Here is a 15,029-nt window from a genome sequence, read left to right as displayed (position 1 = left end):
GGCGTTGCGCGAGAAGATTGCGGCCGGGAGGCACAAGTGGAGGACGTCGGGGCGGAACGTCGCCGGGCAGCCGCGAAGAAGCGCCCACGACTCGAGGACGTGGCCGCACGCGTGGGTGTCTCCACCGCGTCCGTGTCCCTCGTGCTGCGCGGTGTGGCGGGCCCCAGCGAACGCACCCGGCAGCGAGTCCTCAAGGCTGCCGCCGACCTCGGCTACCAGGTGGACCGCACCGCCAGCCTGCTGGCCAGCAGGCGCACACGGATGCTCGGCGTCATGGTCGACGTCCACAGCCCCTTCCACGCGGACCTGGTCGAGTACCTGCACTCGGCTGCCGAGGAGGTCGGCTACGACCTCGTCCTGAGCACCCAGACCCGCACCCGTGACGAGCGCACCGCCGTCGAGACACTGCTGGCCTTCCGCAGCGAGGCGCTGATCCTGCTCGGTCCGACCGCCCCCGTCGACACGCTCGCCGCGCTCGACGGCAAAGCCCCCGTCATCGTTGTGGGCCGGCGGATCGAGGAAGGCCAACTGGACGTGGTGCGCACCGCGGACGACGACGGCGTGGGGCAGATCGTCGACCGGCTGGTGGCGCTCGGACACCGCGAGATCACGTACGTCGACGGCGGCAAGGGCGTGATCGCCACCGACCGGCGCCGCGGATACCGCACCGCCATGCGGCGCCACGGTCTGGACGCGCACATCAAGGTGCTGCGCGGCGACAACACCGAGGCGGCCGGCGAGCGTGCCGCCCGCCACCTCCTCGACGCGGGCGAACTGCCCACCGCGGTGGTCGCGTTCAACGACCAGAGCGCGATCGGCGTCCTGGCCGGCCTGGCCCGTGCCGGTGTCTCCGTCCCCGGCGAGGTGTCCGTCGCGGGATACGACGACGACAGACTCTCCCGCCTGAGCTGCTTCGACCTGACCACGGTCAGCCAGGGGGCCGAGGCGCAGGCGCGCTACGCGGTGGCCGCCGCCGTGGAACGCCTCGACGAGGGTCGTACCGAGCCCCGCGAGGTCGTCCTCGCCCCGCACCTCGTCGTGCGGCGCACCATAGCCGGGCCGCGCTGAGCATCACGCGTCGCCGGAGGGCCTTCGGCCTCGCGGGGTGCTGTGTTGCCGGCTGTCGACGCGGTCGGCATCTGCCGCGCCGACAGCCGCGTTTTTGACGCACCCGCCATGGCTTTCCCTGTACGGCTGACCCTGGGGCCGCGAGATCAGCGGCCGGGTCGCCGTGGTGGGCGCCGGGCCGGGCCATGGCGGTGGTCGGTCTTCGCCGGGCTCAAAGGCTTCCCGGCGCGACTCTGCGGGGCGTTGCCCGAGCGTTGACGAGTGACTGGATTCTGGACTGTGGGTATAGTGCTTGGACGTACAGTCTGAGTCGGCGAGGTGGGAATGGCGCACGGCAATCCGGCCCTGGACGCCGAACGGGACGCGCTCATCGGCGCGTTGAGGCCCGTCGTCGACGGGATCGCGGCGACGTTCGGCCCGGTGTGCGAGGTGGTGCTGCACGACTACCGGCACCCGGAGAAGTCCGTGGTCGCCGTCGCCGGAGCCCTGACCGGGCGCTCGGTGGGCGGGGCGATGAGCGAGATCGGGCTACGGGTGCTGGCGCGCGGGGACGAGGCCGCCGACGAGCTGAACTACCTGACCCGGACCAAGGGCGGCCAACTGCTCAAGTCGTCCACGATGGTGCTGCGCGACTCCACGGGCGCGGTGTTCGGTGCGCTCTGCGTCAACGTCGACGTCACCGCCGTACAGCAGGCGCAGGCACTGCTGGCCGGCATCGGCGGGGGCGGTGCGAGCGAGGCGTCGGCCACCACCACCTTCGGCAACGACATCGACTCCGTCGTCGAGGCCATCGTCGACGCCCATCAGCTGCGGCGCAGCAGGACCTGGGTCCAACTCGACCGCGCCCAGCGGCTGGAGCTGTTCCGCAGTCTCGACGAGCACGGGGTCTTCGCCGTGCGCCGGGCGATCGAGCAGGTCGCCGTCCGGCTCGGCATCTCCCGTGCCTCCGCCTACAGCTACCTCTCCCAGGCGCGGGCCGCGACCGGCACCCCCGCCCCTTCCGATCCCGCTTCCGATGGAGGAGCCGAGTGACGACCACCACCCCGCCCATCACCCTCGACGACGTCCGTGACGCCGCCGCGCAGATCAAGGGCGTCGCCCACCGCACCCCGGTGCTGCGCTCCCGCACCCTCGACGAACTCGTCGGCGCCGAGGTGTTCCTGAAGTGCGAGAACTTCCAGCGGATCGGCGCCTTCAAGTTCCGCGGCGCCTACAACGCGGCCTCCCGGCTCACGCCGGAGCAACTGGCCCGGGGCATCGCCGCCTACTCGTCTGGCAACCACGCCCAGGCCGTCGCCCTCGCCGCCCGCGAACTCGGCACCACCGCGGTGATCGTCATGCCCGAGGACACTCCCGCCTCGAAGCTGGCCGCGACTGCGGGGTACGGCGCCGAGATCGTCACGTACGACCGCTACCACGGCGACCGGGTGGCCATCGGGGAGGCCCTGGCCGCCGAGCGCGGGCTCAGTCTCATCCCGCCCTACGAGCATCCGCACGTCATGGCGGGACAGGGCACGGCGGCACTCGAACTCGTCGAGGAAGTGGGGGAGTTGGACGCCGTGCTGACGCCCGTGGGCGGCGGCGGACTGATCGCCGGGACGGCCACCGCCGTCAAGGGACTGAACCCGGGCACCCGCGTGATCGGCGTCGAACCGGAGGCCGGCGACGACACCAAACGGTCCCTGGAAGCGGGCCGGCGTGTGTCCATCCCCGTGCCGCGCACCATCGCCGACGGGCAGGCCGCCGACATCCCCGGCGAGCTGACCTTCTCCGTGAACCGACGGCTGGTCGACGAGATCGCGCTCGTCGGCGACGAGGAGATCAAGGACGCGATGCGGTTCGCCTTCGAGCGGCTGAAGATCGTCGTCGAGCCCAGTGGCGCCACCCCGTTGGCCGCGCTGCTCGCGGGGCGCGCGGGCCCGCTGTCGGGCCGGGTGGGGATGATCGTCTCGGGCGGCAACATCGACAGCGAGCGGTTCGCCCTGTTGTGCGCGAAGGGTTCGTGACTACGGCGCCCACGCCGGCGTCCCCCCGAATGGCGCTCCCGGGTGGACAGGAAGACGATGGAGTGGTGGGGCGCGGCCCCCGCCGGAGCGCCGGTGCCGTTCAAGGATGCCGGGAGACGGAGACCGGCCCCGGCCGTGCTGTGCGCGGCCGGAATGGAGGCAGCCGTCATGCTGGAAGTGAAGACGGTCGAGAAGCCGGACGAGCGACGTGACTTCCCCCGCGGCCACCTCGAAGCCGTCCACCTCAGCGGACTCGACTTCGCCGTGGGCACCTTCGAACCGGGCTGGCGCTGGTCCGAGTCCGTGGCACCGATCGCGGGAACCAAGAGTTGCGAGATCCACCACAACGGTTATGTCGTCCAGGGACGCATGCACCTCCGCATGGACGATGGCGGCGAGAGCGAAGTGGGCCCGGGCGACGTCTTCGTGTGCTCGCCAGGACACGACGCGTGGGTCGTCGGCGACGAACAGGTGATCGTGTACGACTTCGCGGGCGCCATGGCCAAGGACTACGCGAAGGCTCCGTAGCCGACTTGCATGTACGCGCCTTGCGGCACCACACCCGCCGGGCGCGTACGTCATTCCTGGTACGCGACGACCTGCCCCTCGGCGTACGTGACAGCCTCCGCGTGTCCGAACAGGCCGGGCAGCCCGCCCGTGTGCACGAACACGGTCCGCTCGCCCGGCCTGATGTCACCGTCCCGGACGGCCGCGATCAGACCGGCCATGGCCCGTCCCGTGTACGTCGGGTCGAGGACGAGCCCGGCGGTGCGGGCGGCGAGGGTGAGGGCGTTGGCGGTGGGTGCGGTGAGCGTGGCGTAGCCGCTGCCGATCTGATCGCGTCGTACCCGCAGTCCTTCCGGTGAGGTCAGCCCGGCGAACTCGCTTACGGCGGCGGCCGGTTCGGGCAGCGCGCCGACGTCGACCCCGAGTACCGCTTCGGTCCCGAGCGAGACCACCAGCCCCGCCATCGTGCCGCCCGAACCGAGCGCGACGACCGCGGTACGGAGATCGGGGAGCTGCCGGCGCAACTCCTCGCCGCAGCGCGCATAACCGCGTGCGCCGAGCGCGCTGGAACCGCCGAACGGGATCAGCGCGGGCTCGGCACCTCCCTTGCGCAGCTGCTCGCACACCTCGGCAGCCGCTCGGTCCAGCCCGGCCTGGTCGACGTCGCCCGCCCAGGCGATCCGGGCGCCGAACAGCCCGTCTAGGGCGAGGTTCCCCGAGCGCGACACACCCGGCGATCCGCGCAGCACCAGCACCACGTCCAGGCCCAGCCGGGCTCCGGCGGCGGCCGTCAGGCGGGCGTGGTTGCTCTGCGGGGCGCCCGTGGTGACGAGGGTGTCCGCGCCCTCGGCGAGCGCCGCGCCCACGGTCCACTCCAGCTTGCGGATCTTGTTGCCGCCGCCTCCGAGACCGGTCAGATCGTCGCGCTTGATCCACAGGTCGTCCGGTCCGAGCCCGATCGCGGCGGCCAGGCGGGGCGCCGGCTCGACGGGGGTGGGGAAGGTGGCCAGGTCCACGCGGGGGTCGCTCATGCCGTACATCATCGCGCGCTCCGGCCGTCGGCCCGGCTGCGGGTGGGTTCGCGAAACTGCCCGCGGGGTTGCCCGTGGAAACCGATCGGTTTACTGTGGTCGACGTGCGAGGAAACCGATCGGTTTCCATCTTGTTCCGGGTGTCCTACGGCATCCCCCACCTCGGGAGTTCTCCATGACGAACATCGAAGGTTCCGTCGTCCTCGTCACCGGCGGCAGCCGTGGCATCGGCCGCGCACTGGTGACAGCCCTGTACGAGCGCGGCGCCAAGAAGGTGTACGCCACCGCCCGCGACCCGAAGACCGTCACCCACCCCGACGCGGTACCGCTGGCGCTGGAGGTCAGCGACCCCGCGTCCGTCGCCGCGGCGGCCGAACAGGCGCAGGACGTCACGATCGTGATCAACAACGCGGGCGCGGCCGTGAACGCGAACTTCCTGGACTCACCCGTCGAGGACGTCCGCCGCGAGTTCGAGACCAACTTCTACGGCCCCCTGCTCGTCACCCGCGCATTCGTGCCGATCATCGAGCGCAACGGCGGCGGCCACATCCTCAACGTCCACTCGGTCCTGTCCTGGCTCGGCGTCCTGGGCTCCTACAGCGCCTCCAAGGCGGCCCTCTGGTCCCAGACCAACTCCCTGCGCCTGGACCTGAAGCCGCGCGGCATCGACGTCACCGGACTGCACGTCGGCTACGTCGACACGGACATGGCCGCGCAAGTCGACGCGCCCAAGTCCACTCCCGAGAGCGTGGCGGCACAGGCCCTCGACGGCATCGAGTCCGGCGCCTTCGAGGTACTGGCCGACGACCTGACCCGGCAGGTGAAGGCAGGCCTCTCCGCCGAAGGCGGCGCGCTGTACCCGCAGTTGACGGCGGCCTGAGGCCCGATGCGCCGGACGGGCCCCGTCAGATCGGCAGCAACCGGCCGACCAGCGCGCTGAGTTGCTGCGCGTTCCGGCACTCGTGCATCTCGACCAGCTCCGCGTAATCGGGTGCGGCCGAGTCGCCCGTGCCCCATTGGGAGCGCTGCTCGGGGTTCAACCAGTAGACGCGGCGGGCCCGTTGGGCGATGTGCCGGACGGCAGGGAGATTCGGGTCGCTCATGTTGGTGCGGGCGTCACCGAGCACGAACACGGTCGTACGCGGGCCGACCGCGTCGCCGTAACGCTCCGCGAACTCGCCCAGGGCGACGCCGTAGTCGCTGCTCCCGTGCCAGCCGGTGAGGGTGGCCTCGTCGCGGATCCGGGTGCCGAGGCCCTCGGGGTCGGCCGTGCCGTGCGTGAGCAGCGGGGTCACCTCGTCGAGGCGGTTGACGAAGGCGAACACACGCACCTTGCTGAACTGGTCGTGCAGCGCCTGCACCAGCAGCATCGTGAAGTCGGAGAAGCCCGACACCGAGCCCGACACATCGCACAGCAGCACCAGTTCGGGCCGGACCGGCCGGCGCCGGCGCAGCACCGGCCGCATCGGCACCCCGCCCGTGGACAGCGAACCGCGCAGGGTGCGGCGGAGGTCGATCGTGCCCCGGGACGCACGGCGCCGACGTGCGGCGAGGCGGGTGGCCAGCTTCCGGGCGAGAGGCTGAACTGCCCTCCGCAACTCGGCCAGTTGGGCGCGTCCGGCGAACAGGAAGTCGACGCGGTCCGCCGTCGGCGCCACCGCCCGCCGGGCGATCTCGTCCCGGCCGCGCCGCTCGGCGACCCGGCGTCGCGCCTCCGCGGCGACCTGCCGCCGGAAGCCCTCGATGCGCTGCCGGATCTCGTCCTCGAGCAGCCGGTCGGTGAACCCGGCGTTCCCGCCCTGCGCGCGGATGCTCGTCCGCACCCGGGCCAGCAGCGTCTGCGGTCGCAGCCACTCCAGGGTCTGGTGTGACGACCAGCCGTCCGACGTGGGGGAGTTGCCGTAGCCGCCGAAACCGTCGACGGCCTCCGCCGCCAACTGCCCCATCTGCGCCCGGTCGTTGGCGGTCAGCGCCGCCGCCAGCCGGTCGCGGAGGTCCTCGCGGTTGGTGGGCTGGCCCTGCGGTGCTCCGACACCGCGCGGGAAGTAGAGGTCGAAGACCGGGTCGAACACCGGGCGTTGGGCCGTGCCGTGCAGCAGCGTCGCGGCCAGCCCCTCGCGCAACAGCTCACGGTCCGCGAACCCGAGCGCCTCCATGGCCTGCGCCGCGTCCACGGTCTCACCGGTGCCGATCCGCAGACCGTGCGCGCGCAGCGCCCCGACGAGGCCGGTGAGTCGCTCGGCGACACCGACGGCGGTCACACGGCGTCCAGGTCGAGCTTGGCCGCCGCCCTGAGGATGTCGTCCTGGTGCTTGAGGAGTACGCCGAGGGTGTCCCGTACGACCGTCTCGTCGAGGGTGTCGGCGCCGAGCGCCAGCAGGGTGCGGGCCCAGTCGATGGTCTCGGCCACCGACGGCACCTTCCGCAGCTCCATCTCGCGCAGCGCCCCGACCACCCGGACTACCGACTCGGCCAGCGCCTGGCTGAGCCCCGGCACCTTGAGCCGTACGATCCGGCGCTCCAACTCCTCGTCGGGGAAGCCGATATGGAGGAACAGGCAGCGGCGGCGCAGGGCCTCGGACAGTTCGCGGCTCGCGTTCGAGGTGAGGACCACGAAGGGGCGGCGGGTCGCGGTGATCGTGCCCAACTCCGGGACGGTGACCTGGAAGTCGCTGAGTATTTCCAGCAGCAGGCCCTCCACCTCGACGTCCGCCTTGTCGGTCTCGTCGATCAGCAGGACCTTCGGGTCGTCGCCGCGGATCGCCGTCAGCAGCGGGCGGGGGAGCAGGAACTCCTCGCTGAAGATGTCGGTGCGGGTCTCGTCCCAGCTCTCGTCGCGGCCGGCGCTGATGCGCAGCAGCTGCTTGGCGTGGTTCCACTCGTACAGGGCCCGGGACTCGTCGACGCCCTCGTAGCACTGGAGCCGGACCAGCCGGGCCCCGGCGACCTCGGCGACGGCCTTGGCCAGTTCCGTCTTGCCGACACCGGCCGGGCCCTCGACGAGGAGCGGCTTGCCGAGGCGGTCGGCGAGGAAGACGGTCGTGGCGACGGCGGGCGAGGCCAGATAGCCGGCCTCGGCGAGGCGGGCGGCGACTTCGTCGACGGAACGGAACACGGGGCCTCCGGCGGTTCGCGGGTAGTGCATCGGCGCAGCAACATATCTAAGCGCTTGTTCACCCTCACTGTCACCCGGGATAAGGCGCCTGCGCAAGCTTGTACACCGATCGGTTTCCTCTTGGCTTCCGGCGCGGTAACCTCGCAGTATGGCTACGACGGACAAGGCGTCACCCCGTGAACGACTGCTCGACGCGGCGACCGAGCTCTTCTACCGCGACGGCGTTTCCATCGGCGTGGAGGCCCTGTGCAAGTCCGCCGGCGTCTCGAAGCGATCGATGTATCAGCTTTTCGACAGCAAGGACGAGGTCCTGGCCGCGAGCCTGGAGCGACGCGCCTCCGGCTACGCGGCGCGGATCGCGGCCGGTGTGGACGACGCCGGTACGCCGCGCGAGCGCATCCTGTACATCTTCGAGCAGGTGGAGAAGGTCTCGGTTGAGCCCGGGTTCATGGGCTGTCCGTTTCTTGCCGCGCTGGTCGAGCTGAAGGACCCCGAGCACCCGGCGAGCGTGGTCGCTCGCGCGGCGAAGGAGCGGATGCAGGACGCGTTCCGGGTGCAGGGCGAGTTGGGGGGCGCGCGTGAACCGGAGTTGTTGGCGCGGCAGTTGATGCTGGTCTTTGATGGTGCGAATGCTCGGGCCGGTGCGAAGTTGGAGACGTTGGACGGGCTCACTCTGGAGACGGTGACGACGCTGCTGGATGCGGGCGGGGTTGCCTGAACGCCGGGTTCTGTTGTGGGTTGTCTGCGGCGCCGTTGTGGCTGGGCGCGCTCACGCGGCGGAGCCGCATATTGATACCGCCCCGCGCCCCTATAGGGCGACGCCGTACCGTGGCGCATTTGGCTGGCCTGCGTAGACACGAGGAAGGGGCAGACGTCCGTAACGCCTGCCCCCAACCGCAATGCCCTCGTACTCACGCCGCCAGCCCCACCGACTCCACCGCCGGTGTCCGCAGCACCCGCCGTGCCGTCACCACGCTCGTCCCCAGCGTTACCGTCGTCGCCACCGCGACGACCGTCAGCCAGATCCCGAGGCCCTGGTGCGGGAGGACCGAGTCGGTGCGGACCATGGTGAAGGGGACGATCCCGGCCAGTGCGGCCACCGTGCCGGACAGTACCCCGGTGACCGTGAGGACGGCCGTCTCGGTGCCCACCGTGCGCAGTACCTGACCCGGAGTCGCGCCCGCCAGGCGCTGTCCGCCGAACTCCCGGGCGCGGTAAGTCGTCGCCGCGTACAGGGAGTTGACCAGCATCACGCAGACGAAGACCACGATGATGCCGACGACCGTGAAGTTGAGGGTCTCCAGGTTCTTCGCGTCCACCGACTTCGTCAGGCCCGACGCCTTGACCGCGTCGCTCTCCACCGCCTGCATGTACAGGGTCGCCGTGGACACCGCCGTGAACATGATCAGCGACATCAGGATGCCGGCGAGTTGGTCGGCCCGTTCCCGCAGATTGCGTACGGCCAACCAGCCGCTCGTGCCCGGCAGTTGGAGCCGGTCGAGCATGCCCTTCAGTAGCCGTGGTGCCAGCAGAGCCAAGCCGACCGAGAGCAGGGTCGCCCCGTACGCCGGTGCCGCCATCAACGCCGCGTCCGTGGCGGAGAAGGCGAAGGTCGCCGTCACCGACACCACACCCGCGACCAGCGCGGCGTAGGCGAAGAACGTCCGCGCCCGGCCCCGCTGTCGCCGTCCGCGTGTTGCCCGCCGTACGGCCAGGAACGCGGCGCCCGCCGAGGCCAACAGCGTGATGCCCAGGCCCGATTGGAGGGCGAACGGGCCGAAGGAGTAGTCGACGGACCGGGCGACCTGGCCGCTGTCCTGGAACACCCCGAGCAGTGCCCTCCCGCCGAGCATCGCCGGACCGATGGCGAGGACCGCGCCCACCAGGGCGACGGCCACCGCCTCGCCCACGACCATCCGCTTGAGCTGCGCCGGTGTCGCCCCCGAGCAGCGCAGGGTCTCCAACTCCCTTGTGCGCTGGCGGACGTTGACCGTCAGGGTGGAGGCGACGGCGAAGAAGACCAGCAGGGTGCCGTAGCCGCCGACGACGCTCGCCGACGTGGACAGCGTCTCGGCGCTGACCGCGTCGATGCCGTGCTGCGCCGCCGTGTCGTGCAGCGAGTTGAACGTCATGATGATCGCCGCGCCCAGGAACGCGGCCAGCAGCGTCGCCAGGAACCGGCCCGGCCGCTGCCGGATCGAACGCATCGCGAGGACGAACATCGCTCACACCCCCACCGGTACGTCGTCGCCCAGGTGCGCCAGCCGCTCGGCGACCGCATCGACGGTCGGCGCGTGCATCCGGCCGGCGAGCCGGCCGTCCGCGAGGAACACGACCGAGTCGGCGTACGACGCGGCGACCGGGTCGTGCGTCACCATCACCACGGTCCGGCCGTGTACTCGTACCGCCTCCCGCAACAGCAGCAGCACCTCCCGGGCGCTGCGTGTGTCCAGGGCACCGGTCGGTTCGTCCGCGAAGATCACCCGGGGTTCGGTGACCAGCGCGCGGGCGATGGCGACCCGCTGCCGCTGACCGCCGGACAGCTGGTCGGGGCGGTGGCCGAGCCGGTCGCCGAGGCCGACGGCGGTCAGGATCTCCCGGGCGCGGTCACGGTCGACGCGTCGGCCCGCGAGCTTCAGCGGCAGCACGGTGTTCTGCGCGACGGTGAGCGTGTCCAGGAGGTTGTACTGCTGGAACACGAACCCGATCCGACCGCGCCGGAACCTCGTCAGCTCGGCCTCGCTTCCGCCCGTCATCTCGGTGCCGTCGACCATCACGATCCCGCTGTCCGGCCGGTCAAGACCCGCCGCGCACTGCAAGAGTGTGGACTTGCCTGACCCGGAAGGACCCATCACCGCGGTGAAGGTGCCGCGTTCCAGGCTCAGCGTGACCCCGTCCAACGCGGTCACGGCGCTGTCGTCACAGCCGTAGGTCTTGCTCACCTTGACCAGCCGCAGTGCCTCGGCGGCGGGTCCTTCGTCGTGCGTCCGTCGTGCGGTGCGAAACATCGCCCTCACCCTCCGTGCGGCACGCCCTGTGCCTCGTCGAAGACGCTACGGAGACGGCGTCCGGCACACATTGGGCGCAGAACCCGTATCCGGGGGTGTACTCAGCGACACCCCGTACGGGTCACCAGAACGAGCCGACCCCCTGGCCCACCCGATGCAATGGACCCGTGACCGCGCCCCCGGACGACTGCCTCGCCCGCAACGAGTGGATCTGCGGCGAGTACCTGAGCACCCGCCGCCACATCCTCGTCGACGCGGTCGGCCAGCATCTCCAGCTGACCGCGATCTCGGTGCTCATCGGCCTGGCCATCGCGCTTCCACTCGCGGTGGTGGCCCGCCGCTGGGGCTGGGCGGCGGGACCGGTGCTCGCGGTGACGACGATCCTCTACACGATCCCGTCCCTGGCGATGTTCTCCCTGCTCCTGCCCGTGTACGGCCTCTCCGCCACCCTCGTCGTCGCCGGGCTCGTCCTCTACTCGCTCACCCTGCTGGTGAGGAACATCCTCGCGGGGCTGCGCGCCGTACCCGAAGAGACCCGACAGGCCGCACGCGGCATGGGCTACGGCCCGATCCGCCTCCTGCTCACCGTGGAACTGCCCCTCGCGCTGCCCGCCGCGATGGCCGGACTGCGCATCGCCACCGTCTCGGCGGTCTCGCTGGTGACGGTCGGCGCGATCGTCGGCTTCGGCGGGCTGGGCAACCTCATCTACGCGGGCATGAACACCTACTTCAAGGCACAGGTGCTCACCGCGTCCGTGCTGTGTGTGGTGATCGCGATCGTGGCCGACCTGCTCCTCCTGCTCGTGCAACGCCTGATCACCCCCTGGACGCGGGCGGTGCGCGGATGAACACCCTGACCGATGCCTGGCACTGGCTCACCGACTCCGCCCACTGGAGCGGGGACGACGGCATCTGGCACCGGCTCGCGCAGCACCTCGTCCTCACGGTCGTCTGCCTGGTCATCAGCTGCCTGATCGCCCTGCCTGTCGCGCTGGTCCTCGGCCATCTCGGCAAGGGCGGCGCGCTTGCCGTCAACATCTCCAACATCGGCCGCGCTGTGCCCACCTTCGCCGTACTGGTCCTGCTGCTCCTGACCCCGATCGGCAAGTGGGGCGAGGGGCCCACGGTCGTCGCCCTCGTCCTGTTCGCCGTACCGCCCCTGCTCACCAACGCCTACGTCGGTATGCGCGAGGTCGACCGCGATGTGGTGCGGGCCGCGCGCGGGATGGGGATGACCGGGTCGCAGATGCTGTTCCGCGTCGAACTGCCGCTCTCCCTCCCGCTGTTGATGAACGGCGTACGGATCGCGGCCGTCCAGCTCGTCGCGACCGCCACGATCGCCGCGCTGGCCGGCGGTGGCGGACTCGGTCGCATCATCACCGCCGGCTTCAACCTCGCCAACACCGCCCAGGTGGTCGCCGGGGCCGTCCTCGTCGCGGTGTTCGCGCTGCTCGTCGAGGGCGTCTTCGAGGTCGCCGAACGGCTGGCGCCCCGGTGGGCGAGGGGAGTGCGATGAGGCGGCACATCGTCGCGGCCGTGCTGCTCCTCGCGGTCACCGGCTGCTCGACCGGACCCTCCCTGGAGAACCAGGGCGCCGTCACCGCACCACCCGGCGACAGCCACCACCTCACCATCGGCTCGGCCGGATTCACCGAGAGCGACCTGCTCGCCCAGATGTACGCCCTCCTGCTCAAGCAGGCCGGTTACAAGACGTCCCTGCTCACCGTCGCCAACCGCGAACTCTACGAACCCGCCCTGGAATCAGGGCAGATCGACGTCGTACCCGAGTACGCGGCCACCTTCGCCGACTGGCTCAACGCCAAGACCAACGGCCCCGACGCACCCGCCGTCGGCTCACCCGACCTCGCCACCACGATGAGGGCACTGCGCCAACTGGCCACGCCCCGCGGCCTCACGGTCCTCGACCCCGGGAAGGCCGTCGACCAGAACGCCTTCGCGGTGGCCCGCTCGTATGCCGAGAAGCACCACCTTAAGACCCTCAGCAACCTCGGCGCCTCGGGACTGAAAGTGCGGCTGGCGGCGGGCGACGAGTGCGTGCAACGGCCGTACTGCGAACCGGGGTTGAAGAAGACCTACGGCATCGACATCACCGCCGTCGACCCGAAGGGCGTCGGCACCACGCAGGCGAAGAGCGCGGTGCAGAACGGGCAGGACCAGATGGTGCTGACCACCACGACCGACGCCACCCTCGACGAGTTCGGCCTGGTCCTCCTCACCGACGACAAGCACCTCCAGAACGCCGACTACGTCGTCCCGGTCGTCAACCGTTCCCGGGCAGGGAGCTCCGGTGTGACCAAGGCGCTGGGGAAACTCAACGACGTCCTCACCACGGCCGACCTGGCATCGATGAATCAACAGGTCGACAGCTGGCGGCGGTTGGCGCAGGACGTGGCACGGACGTATCTGAAGGACAAGGGGCTGTTGAAGTGAGGTTCGGGCCGTTGTCAGTGGCGGGTTGTAGCTTTCGGGCATGGGTGTCTATCTGATCGATGTCGGTGTTGGAGAGTGGCTGCGTGAGGACACGGGGGAAGGGGGAATGGGGGCGATCGCCAAGGGGCTCGACGCGGAATTGGCCCGACGCGGGCTGCCGCTCTATGCAGCTGCGCCGGAGCGGGAGGGGGCCTTGGGCTTCGAGGAGAAACTGAGCCCGTCCATGAAGGGTTTCGACGCGCTCTGCCGTGCTCAACTGACGCCTGAGGAGCGTGAGTTGATCGGCGACTGGACGGTCCTGGTGCCGGTCTCGCTGGACGCGGAGATACGGCTGCCGATCGGCTCCGCGTACGCGGACGAGACGGTGATCGCGGGAGCGCCCCAGGTGCTCGCCCTGGCCGAACGCCTGGCGGCGGCCCTGGAGCTGCCCGCCGAGGTACCGGAGGCGACCGAGAACCTCGCGCTCACCTTCTGGTTCCTGGAAGGTGAGGCGGAGGAACTGGCCGCTGCCCGCCCCGGCCGCTGGAGCGAGGATCTGGACACGGCCTTCTACGTGGCCCTGTACCTGCGAGCCGCCCAGCACTCGCTGCGACAGGGCTGTCCCATCACCTACTCCTGAGCCCTTCTGGGCCGGGAACCGACCCTCACGCGTCCGCCACCGAGTCGAAGTCCACCTGTCCGCGCGGCACTCCGAGGGCGTCCGCGTCCACGGAGCGCCGCAACGCCTCGTGCAGTTTCGCCGGGGTCAGCACGCCGAGGAAGCGGGCTCCGTCCAGTACGGCGACCCACCCGGCGTCGTGCTGGAGCATCACGCCGAACGCCTGCTTCAAGGGGGCGCCGACCGGGACCCAGGCGTTCATCCGGTGGGCGCGTTCGCCGACCGTGCCGTCGGCCGTGAGTTCGTCGGCCTTGACCCAGCCCTGCAGTTCACCCTGCTCGTCGAGGACCACCGCCCACCGCGCGCCCTCCGTCCGCAACCGGTCGGCGGCCCGCTGAGCAGGCTCGTCGAGACGGGCGACCGGTGGCTGTTCGAGGTCGTCGGGCTCGATCGCCGTGACCGACAGCCGCTTCAGACCCCGGTCCGCGCCCACGAACGACGCGACATACGGCGTCGCCGGAGTGCCGAGCACCGCGCCGGGTGTGTCGTACTGCTCGATCCGCCCCTGCCCGTACACGGCGATCCGGTCGCCGAGCCGTACCGCCTCCTCGATGTCGTGCGTGACCAGCAGCACCGTCTTGCGCACGGTGGCCTGCATCCGCAGGAACTCGTCCTGCAACTGCTCCCGCACCACGGGGTCGACCGCGCCGAACGGTTCGTCCATCAGCAGCACCGGCGGATCGGCGGCCAGCGCCCGCGCCACCCCGACGCGCTGCCGCTGTCCGCCCGACAACTGGTCCGGATAACGCGGGCCGTACGTCTTCGGGTCCAGGCCCACCAGATCGAGCAGCTCGGCGGCCCGGGCCCGCGCCTTCGTCCGCTTCCAGCCGACCAGGGACGGCACGGTCGCCGTGTTGTCGAGGACCGTGCGGTGCGGGAAGAGGCCCACCTGCTGGATGACGTATCCGATACGGCGGCGCAGCCGCACCGGGTCGACGCCGGCGATGTCCTCGCCGTTCACGAGGATCCGCCCGGACGTGGGTTCGATGAGCCGGTTGACCATCATCATGGTCGTCGTCTTGCCGCACCCGGACGGGCCCACGAGCGTGACGAGTTCACCCTCGTTCACCTCGAAGGACAGTCCGTCCACGGCCGTCGTACCGTCCGGATACCGCTTGCTGACCTGCTCGAACCGGATCATGTCCTCACGCTAACGGCACCGGTCCGGCACCGCCCTTCAACGGC

At 70.8% G+C, this 15,029-nt stretch carries 16 protein-coding genes; 10 read left to right on the top strand and 6 right to left on the bottom strand.

Annotation, left to right across the window (positions count from 1 at the left end):
• The first annotated feature begins 36 nt into the window (after positions 1-36).
• The 4 genes from OO70_RS15810 to OO70_RS15795 all read left to right on the top strand — a co-directional run bounded on the left by OO70_RS15810 (position 37) and on the right by OO70_RS15795 (position 3,602).
• Complete coding sequence (locus tag OO70_RS15810) at positions 37-1,068, top strand: LacI family DNA-binding transcriptional regulator (protein WP_043670462.1); 1,032 nt, start codon at positions 37-39, stop codon at positions 1,066-1,068.
• A gap of 324 nt (positions 1,069-1,392) precedes the next feature.
• Positions 1,393-2,100, top strand: coding sequence for a helix-turn-helix transcriptional regulator (locus OO70_RS15805; RefSeq protein ID WP_043670458.1), 708 nt, complete (start codon positions 1,393-1,395; stop codon positions 2,098-2,100).
• Positions 2,097-3,074 carry a pyridoxal-phosphate dependent enzyme gene (locus OO70_RS15800; RefSeq protein ID WP_043670456.1) on the top strand — a complete coding sequence of 326 codons (978 nt, stop codon included), beginning with the start codon at positions 2,097-2,099 and terminating at the stop codon, positions 3,072-3,074. The genes OO70_RS15805 and OO70_RS15800 overlap by 4 nt, the downstream gene beginning before the upstream one ends.
• Positions 3,075-3,242: 168 nt before the next feature.
• A complete protein-coding gene (locus OO70_RS15795) occupies positions 3,243-3,602 on the top strand; it encodes a cupin domain-containing protein (RefSeq protein WP_043672507.1) in 360 nt (119 codons plus the stop codon).
• Positions 3,603-3,652: 50 nt separating this feature from the next.
• On the opposite strand, the gene OO70_RS15790 is transcribed toward OO70_RS15795, so the two are convergent.
• Complete coding sequence (locus OO70_RS15790; protein WP_043672506.1) at positions 3,653-4,612, bottom strand: D-cysteine desulfhydrase family protein; 960 nt, start codon at positions 4,610-4,612, stop codon at positions 3,653-3,655.
• A gap of 175 nt (positions 4,613-4,787) precedes the next feature.
• Here OO70_RS15790 and OO70_RS15785 point away from each other — a divergent pair, with 175 nt between their 5' ends.
• Complete coding sequence (locus tag OO70_RS15785; protein WP_043670454.1) at positions 4,788-5,492, top strand: SDR family oxidoreductase; 705 nt, start codon at positions 4,788-4,790, stop codon at positions 5,490-5,492.
• A gap of 25 nt (positions 5,493-5,517) precedes the next feature.
• Here OO70_RS15785 and OO70_RS15780 read toward each other — a convergent pair whose 3' ends face one another.
• Together OO70_RS15780 and OO70_RS15775 are read right to left on the bottom strand one after the other, a co-directional pair.
• On the bottom strand, positions 5,518-6,873 hold the full coding sequence (locus tag OO70_RS15780) for a vWA domain-containing protein (protein WP_043670451.1): 1,356 nt from the start codon (positions 6,871-6,873) through the stop codon (positions 5,518-5,520).
• Positions 6,870-7,727 (bottom strand): AAA family ATPase, encoded by an 858-nt coding sequence (locus OO70_RS15775; protein ID WP_043672504.1) that lies wholly within the window; start codon positions 7,725-7,727, stop codon positions 6,870-6,872. Before OO70_RS15775 ends, OO70_RS15780 begins: the two co-directional genes overlap by 4 nt.
• Positions 7,728-7,875: 148 nt before the next feature.
• On the opposite strand from OO70_RS15775, the gene OO70_RS15770 reads away from it, so the two are divergent.
• Positions 7,876-8,445 carry a TetR/AcrR family transcriptional regulator gene (locus OO70_RS15770; protein ID WP_043670450.1) on the top strand — a complete coding sequence of 190 codons (570 nt, stop codon included), beginning with the start codon at positions 7,876-7,878 and terminating at the stop codon, positions 8,443-8,445.
• Positions 8,446-8,638: 193 nt separating this feature from the next.
• Here the strand turns inward: OO70_RS15770 and OO70_RS15765 are convergent, their stop codons facing one another.
• Entirely contained in the window at positions 8,639-9,949 is a 1,311-nt protein-coding gene (locus OO70_RS15765) for an FtsX-like permease family protein (protein ID WP_043670448.1), read from the bottom strand.
• Between the two features lie 3 nt (positions 9,950-9,952).
• Complete coding sequence (locus tag OO70_RS15760; protein WP_043670446.1) at positions 9,953-10,735, bottom strand: ABC transporter ATP-binding protein; 783 nt, start codon at positions 10,733-10,735, stop codon at positions 9,953-9,955.
• Positions 10,736-10,902: 167 nt separating this feature from the next.
• Here OO70_RS15760 and OO70_RS15755 point away from each other — a divergent pair, with 167 nt between their 5' ends.
• The 4 genes from OO70_RS15755 to OO70_RS15740 are packed head-to-tail and all read left to right on the top strand — an operon-like array spanning position 10,903 to position 13,805.
• The gene (locus OO70_RS15755; protein WP_043670444.1) at positions 10,903-11,583 is read left to right on the top strand and encodes an ABC transporter permease; all 681 of its coding nucleotides are present in this window, start codon (positions 10,903-10,905) and stop codon (positions 11,581-11,583) included.
• Complete coding sequence (locus OO70_RS15750) at positions 11,580-12,251, top strand: ABC transporter permease (RefSeq protein WP_043670441.1); 672 nt, start codon at positions 11,580-11,582, stop codon at positions 12,249-12,251. Before OO70_RS15755 ends, OO70_RS15750 begins: the two co-directional genes overlap by 4 nt.
• Positions 12,248-13,186 (top strand): ABC transporter substrate-binding protein, encoded by a 939-nt coding sequence (locus OO70_RS15745; protein ID WP_199827319.1) that lies wholly within the window; start codon positions 12,248-12,250, stop codon positions 13,184-13,186. Before OO70_RS15750 ends, OO70_RS15745 begins: the two co-directional genes overlap by 4 nt.
• Positions 13,187-13,226: 40 nt before the next feature.
• The gene (locus OO70_RS15740) at positions 13,227-13,805 is read left to right on the top strand and encodes a hypothetical protein (RefSeq protein ID WP_043670438.1); all 579 of its coding nucleotides are present in this window, start codon (positions 13,227-13,229) and stop codon (positions 13,803-13,805) included.
• 25 nt (positions 13,806-13,830) lie between these two features.
• Here OO70_RS15740 and OO70_RS15735 read toward each other — a convergent pair whose 3' ends face one another.
• Positions 13,831-14,985, bottom strand: coding sequence for a betaine/proline/choline family ABC transporter ATP-binding protein (locus OO70_RS15735; protein ID WP_043670434.1), 1,155 nt, complete (start codon positions 14,983-14,985; stop codon positions 13,831-13,833).
• Positions 14,986-15,029: the final 44 nt, after the last annotated feature.

Origin of the sequence: Streptomyces xylophagus, from assembly GCF_000716435.1 — a bacterium.
GTDB lineage: Bacteria > Actinomycetota > Actinomycetes > Streptomycetales > Streptomycetaceae > Streptomyces > Streptomyces xylophagus.
Note: the sequence above shows the minus strand (reverse complement) of the source record. Positions and strands in the feature narration are given on the sequence as shown.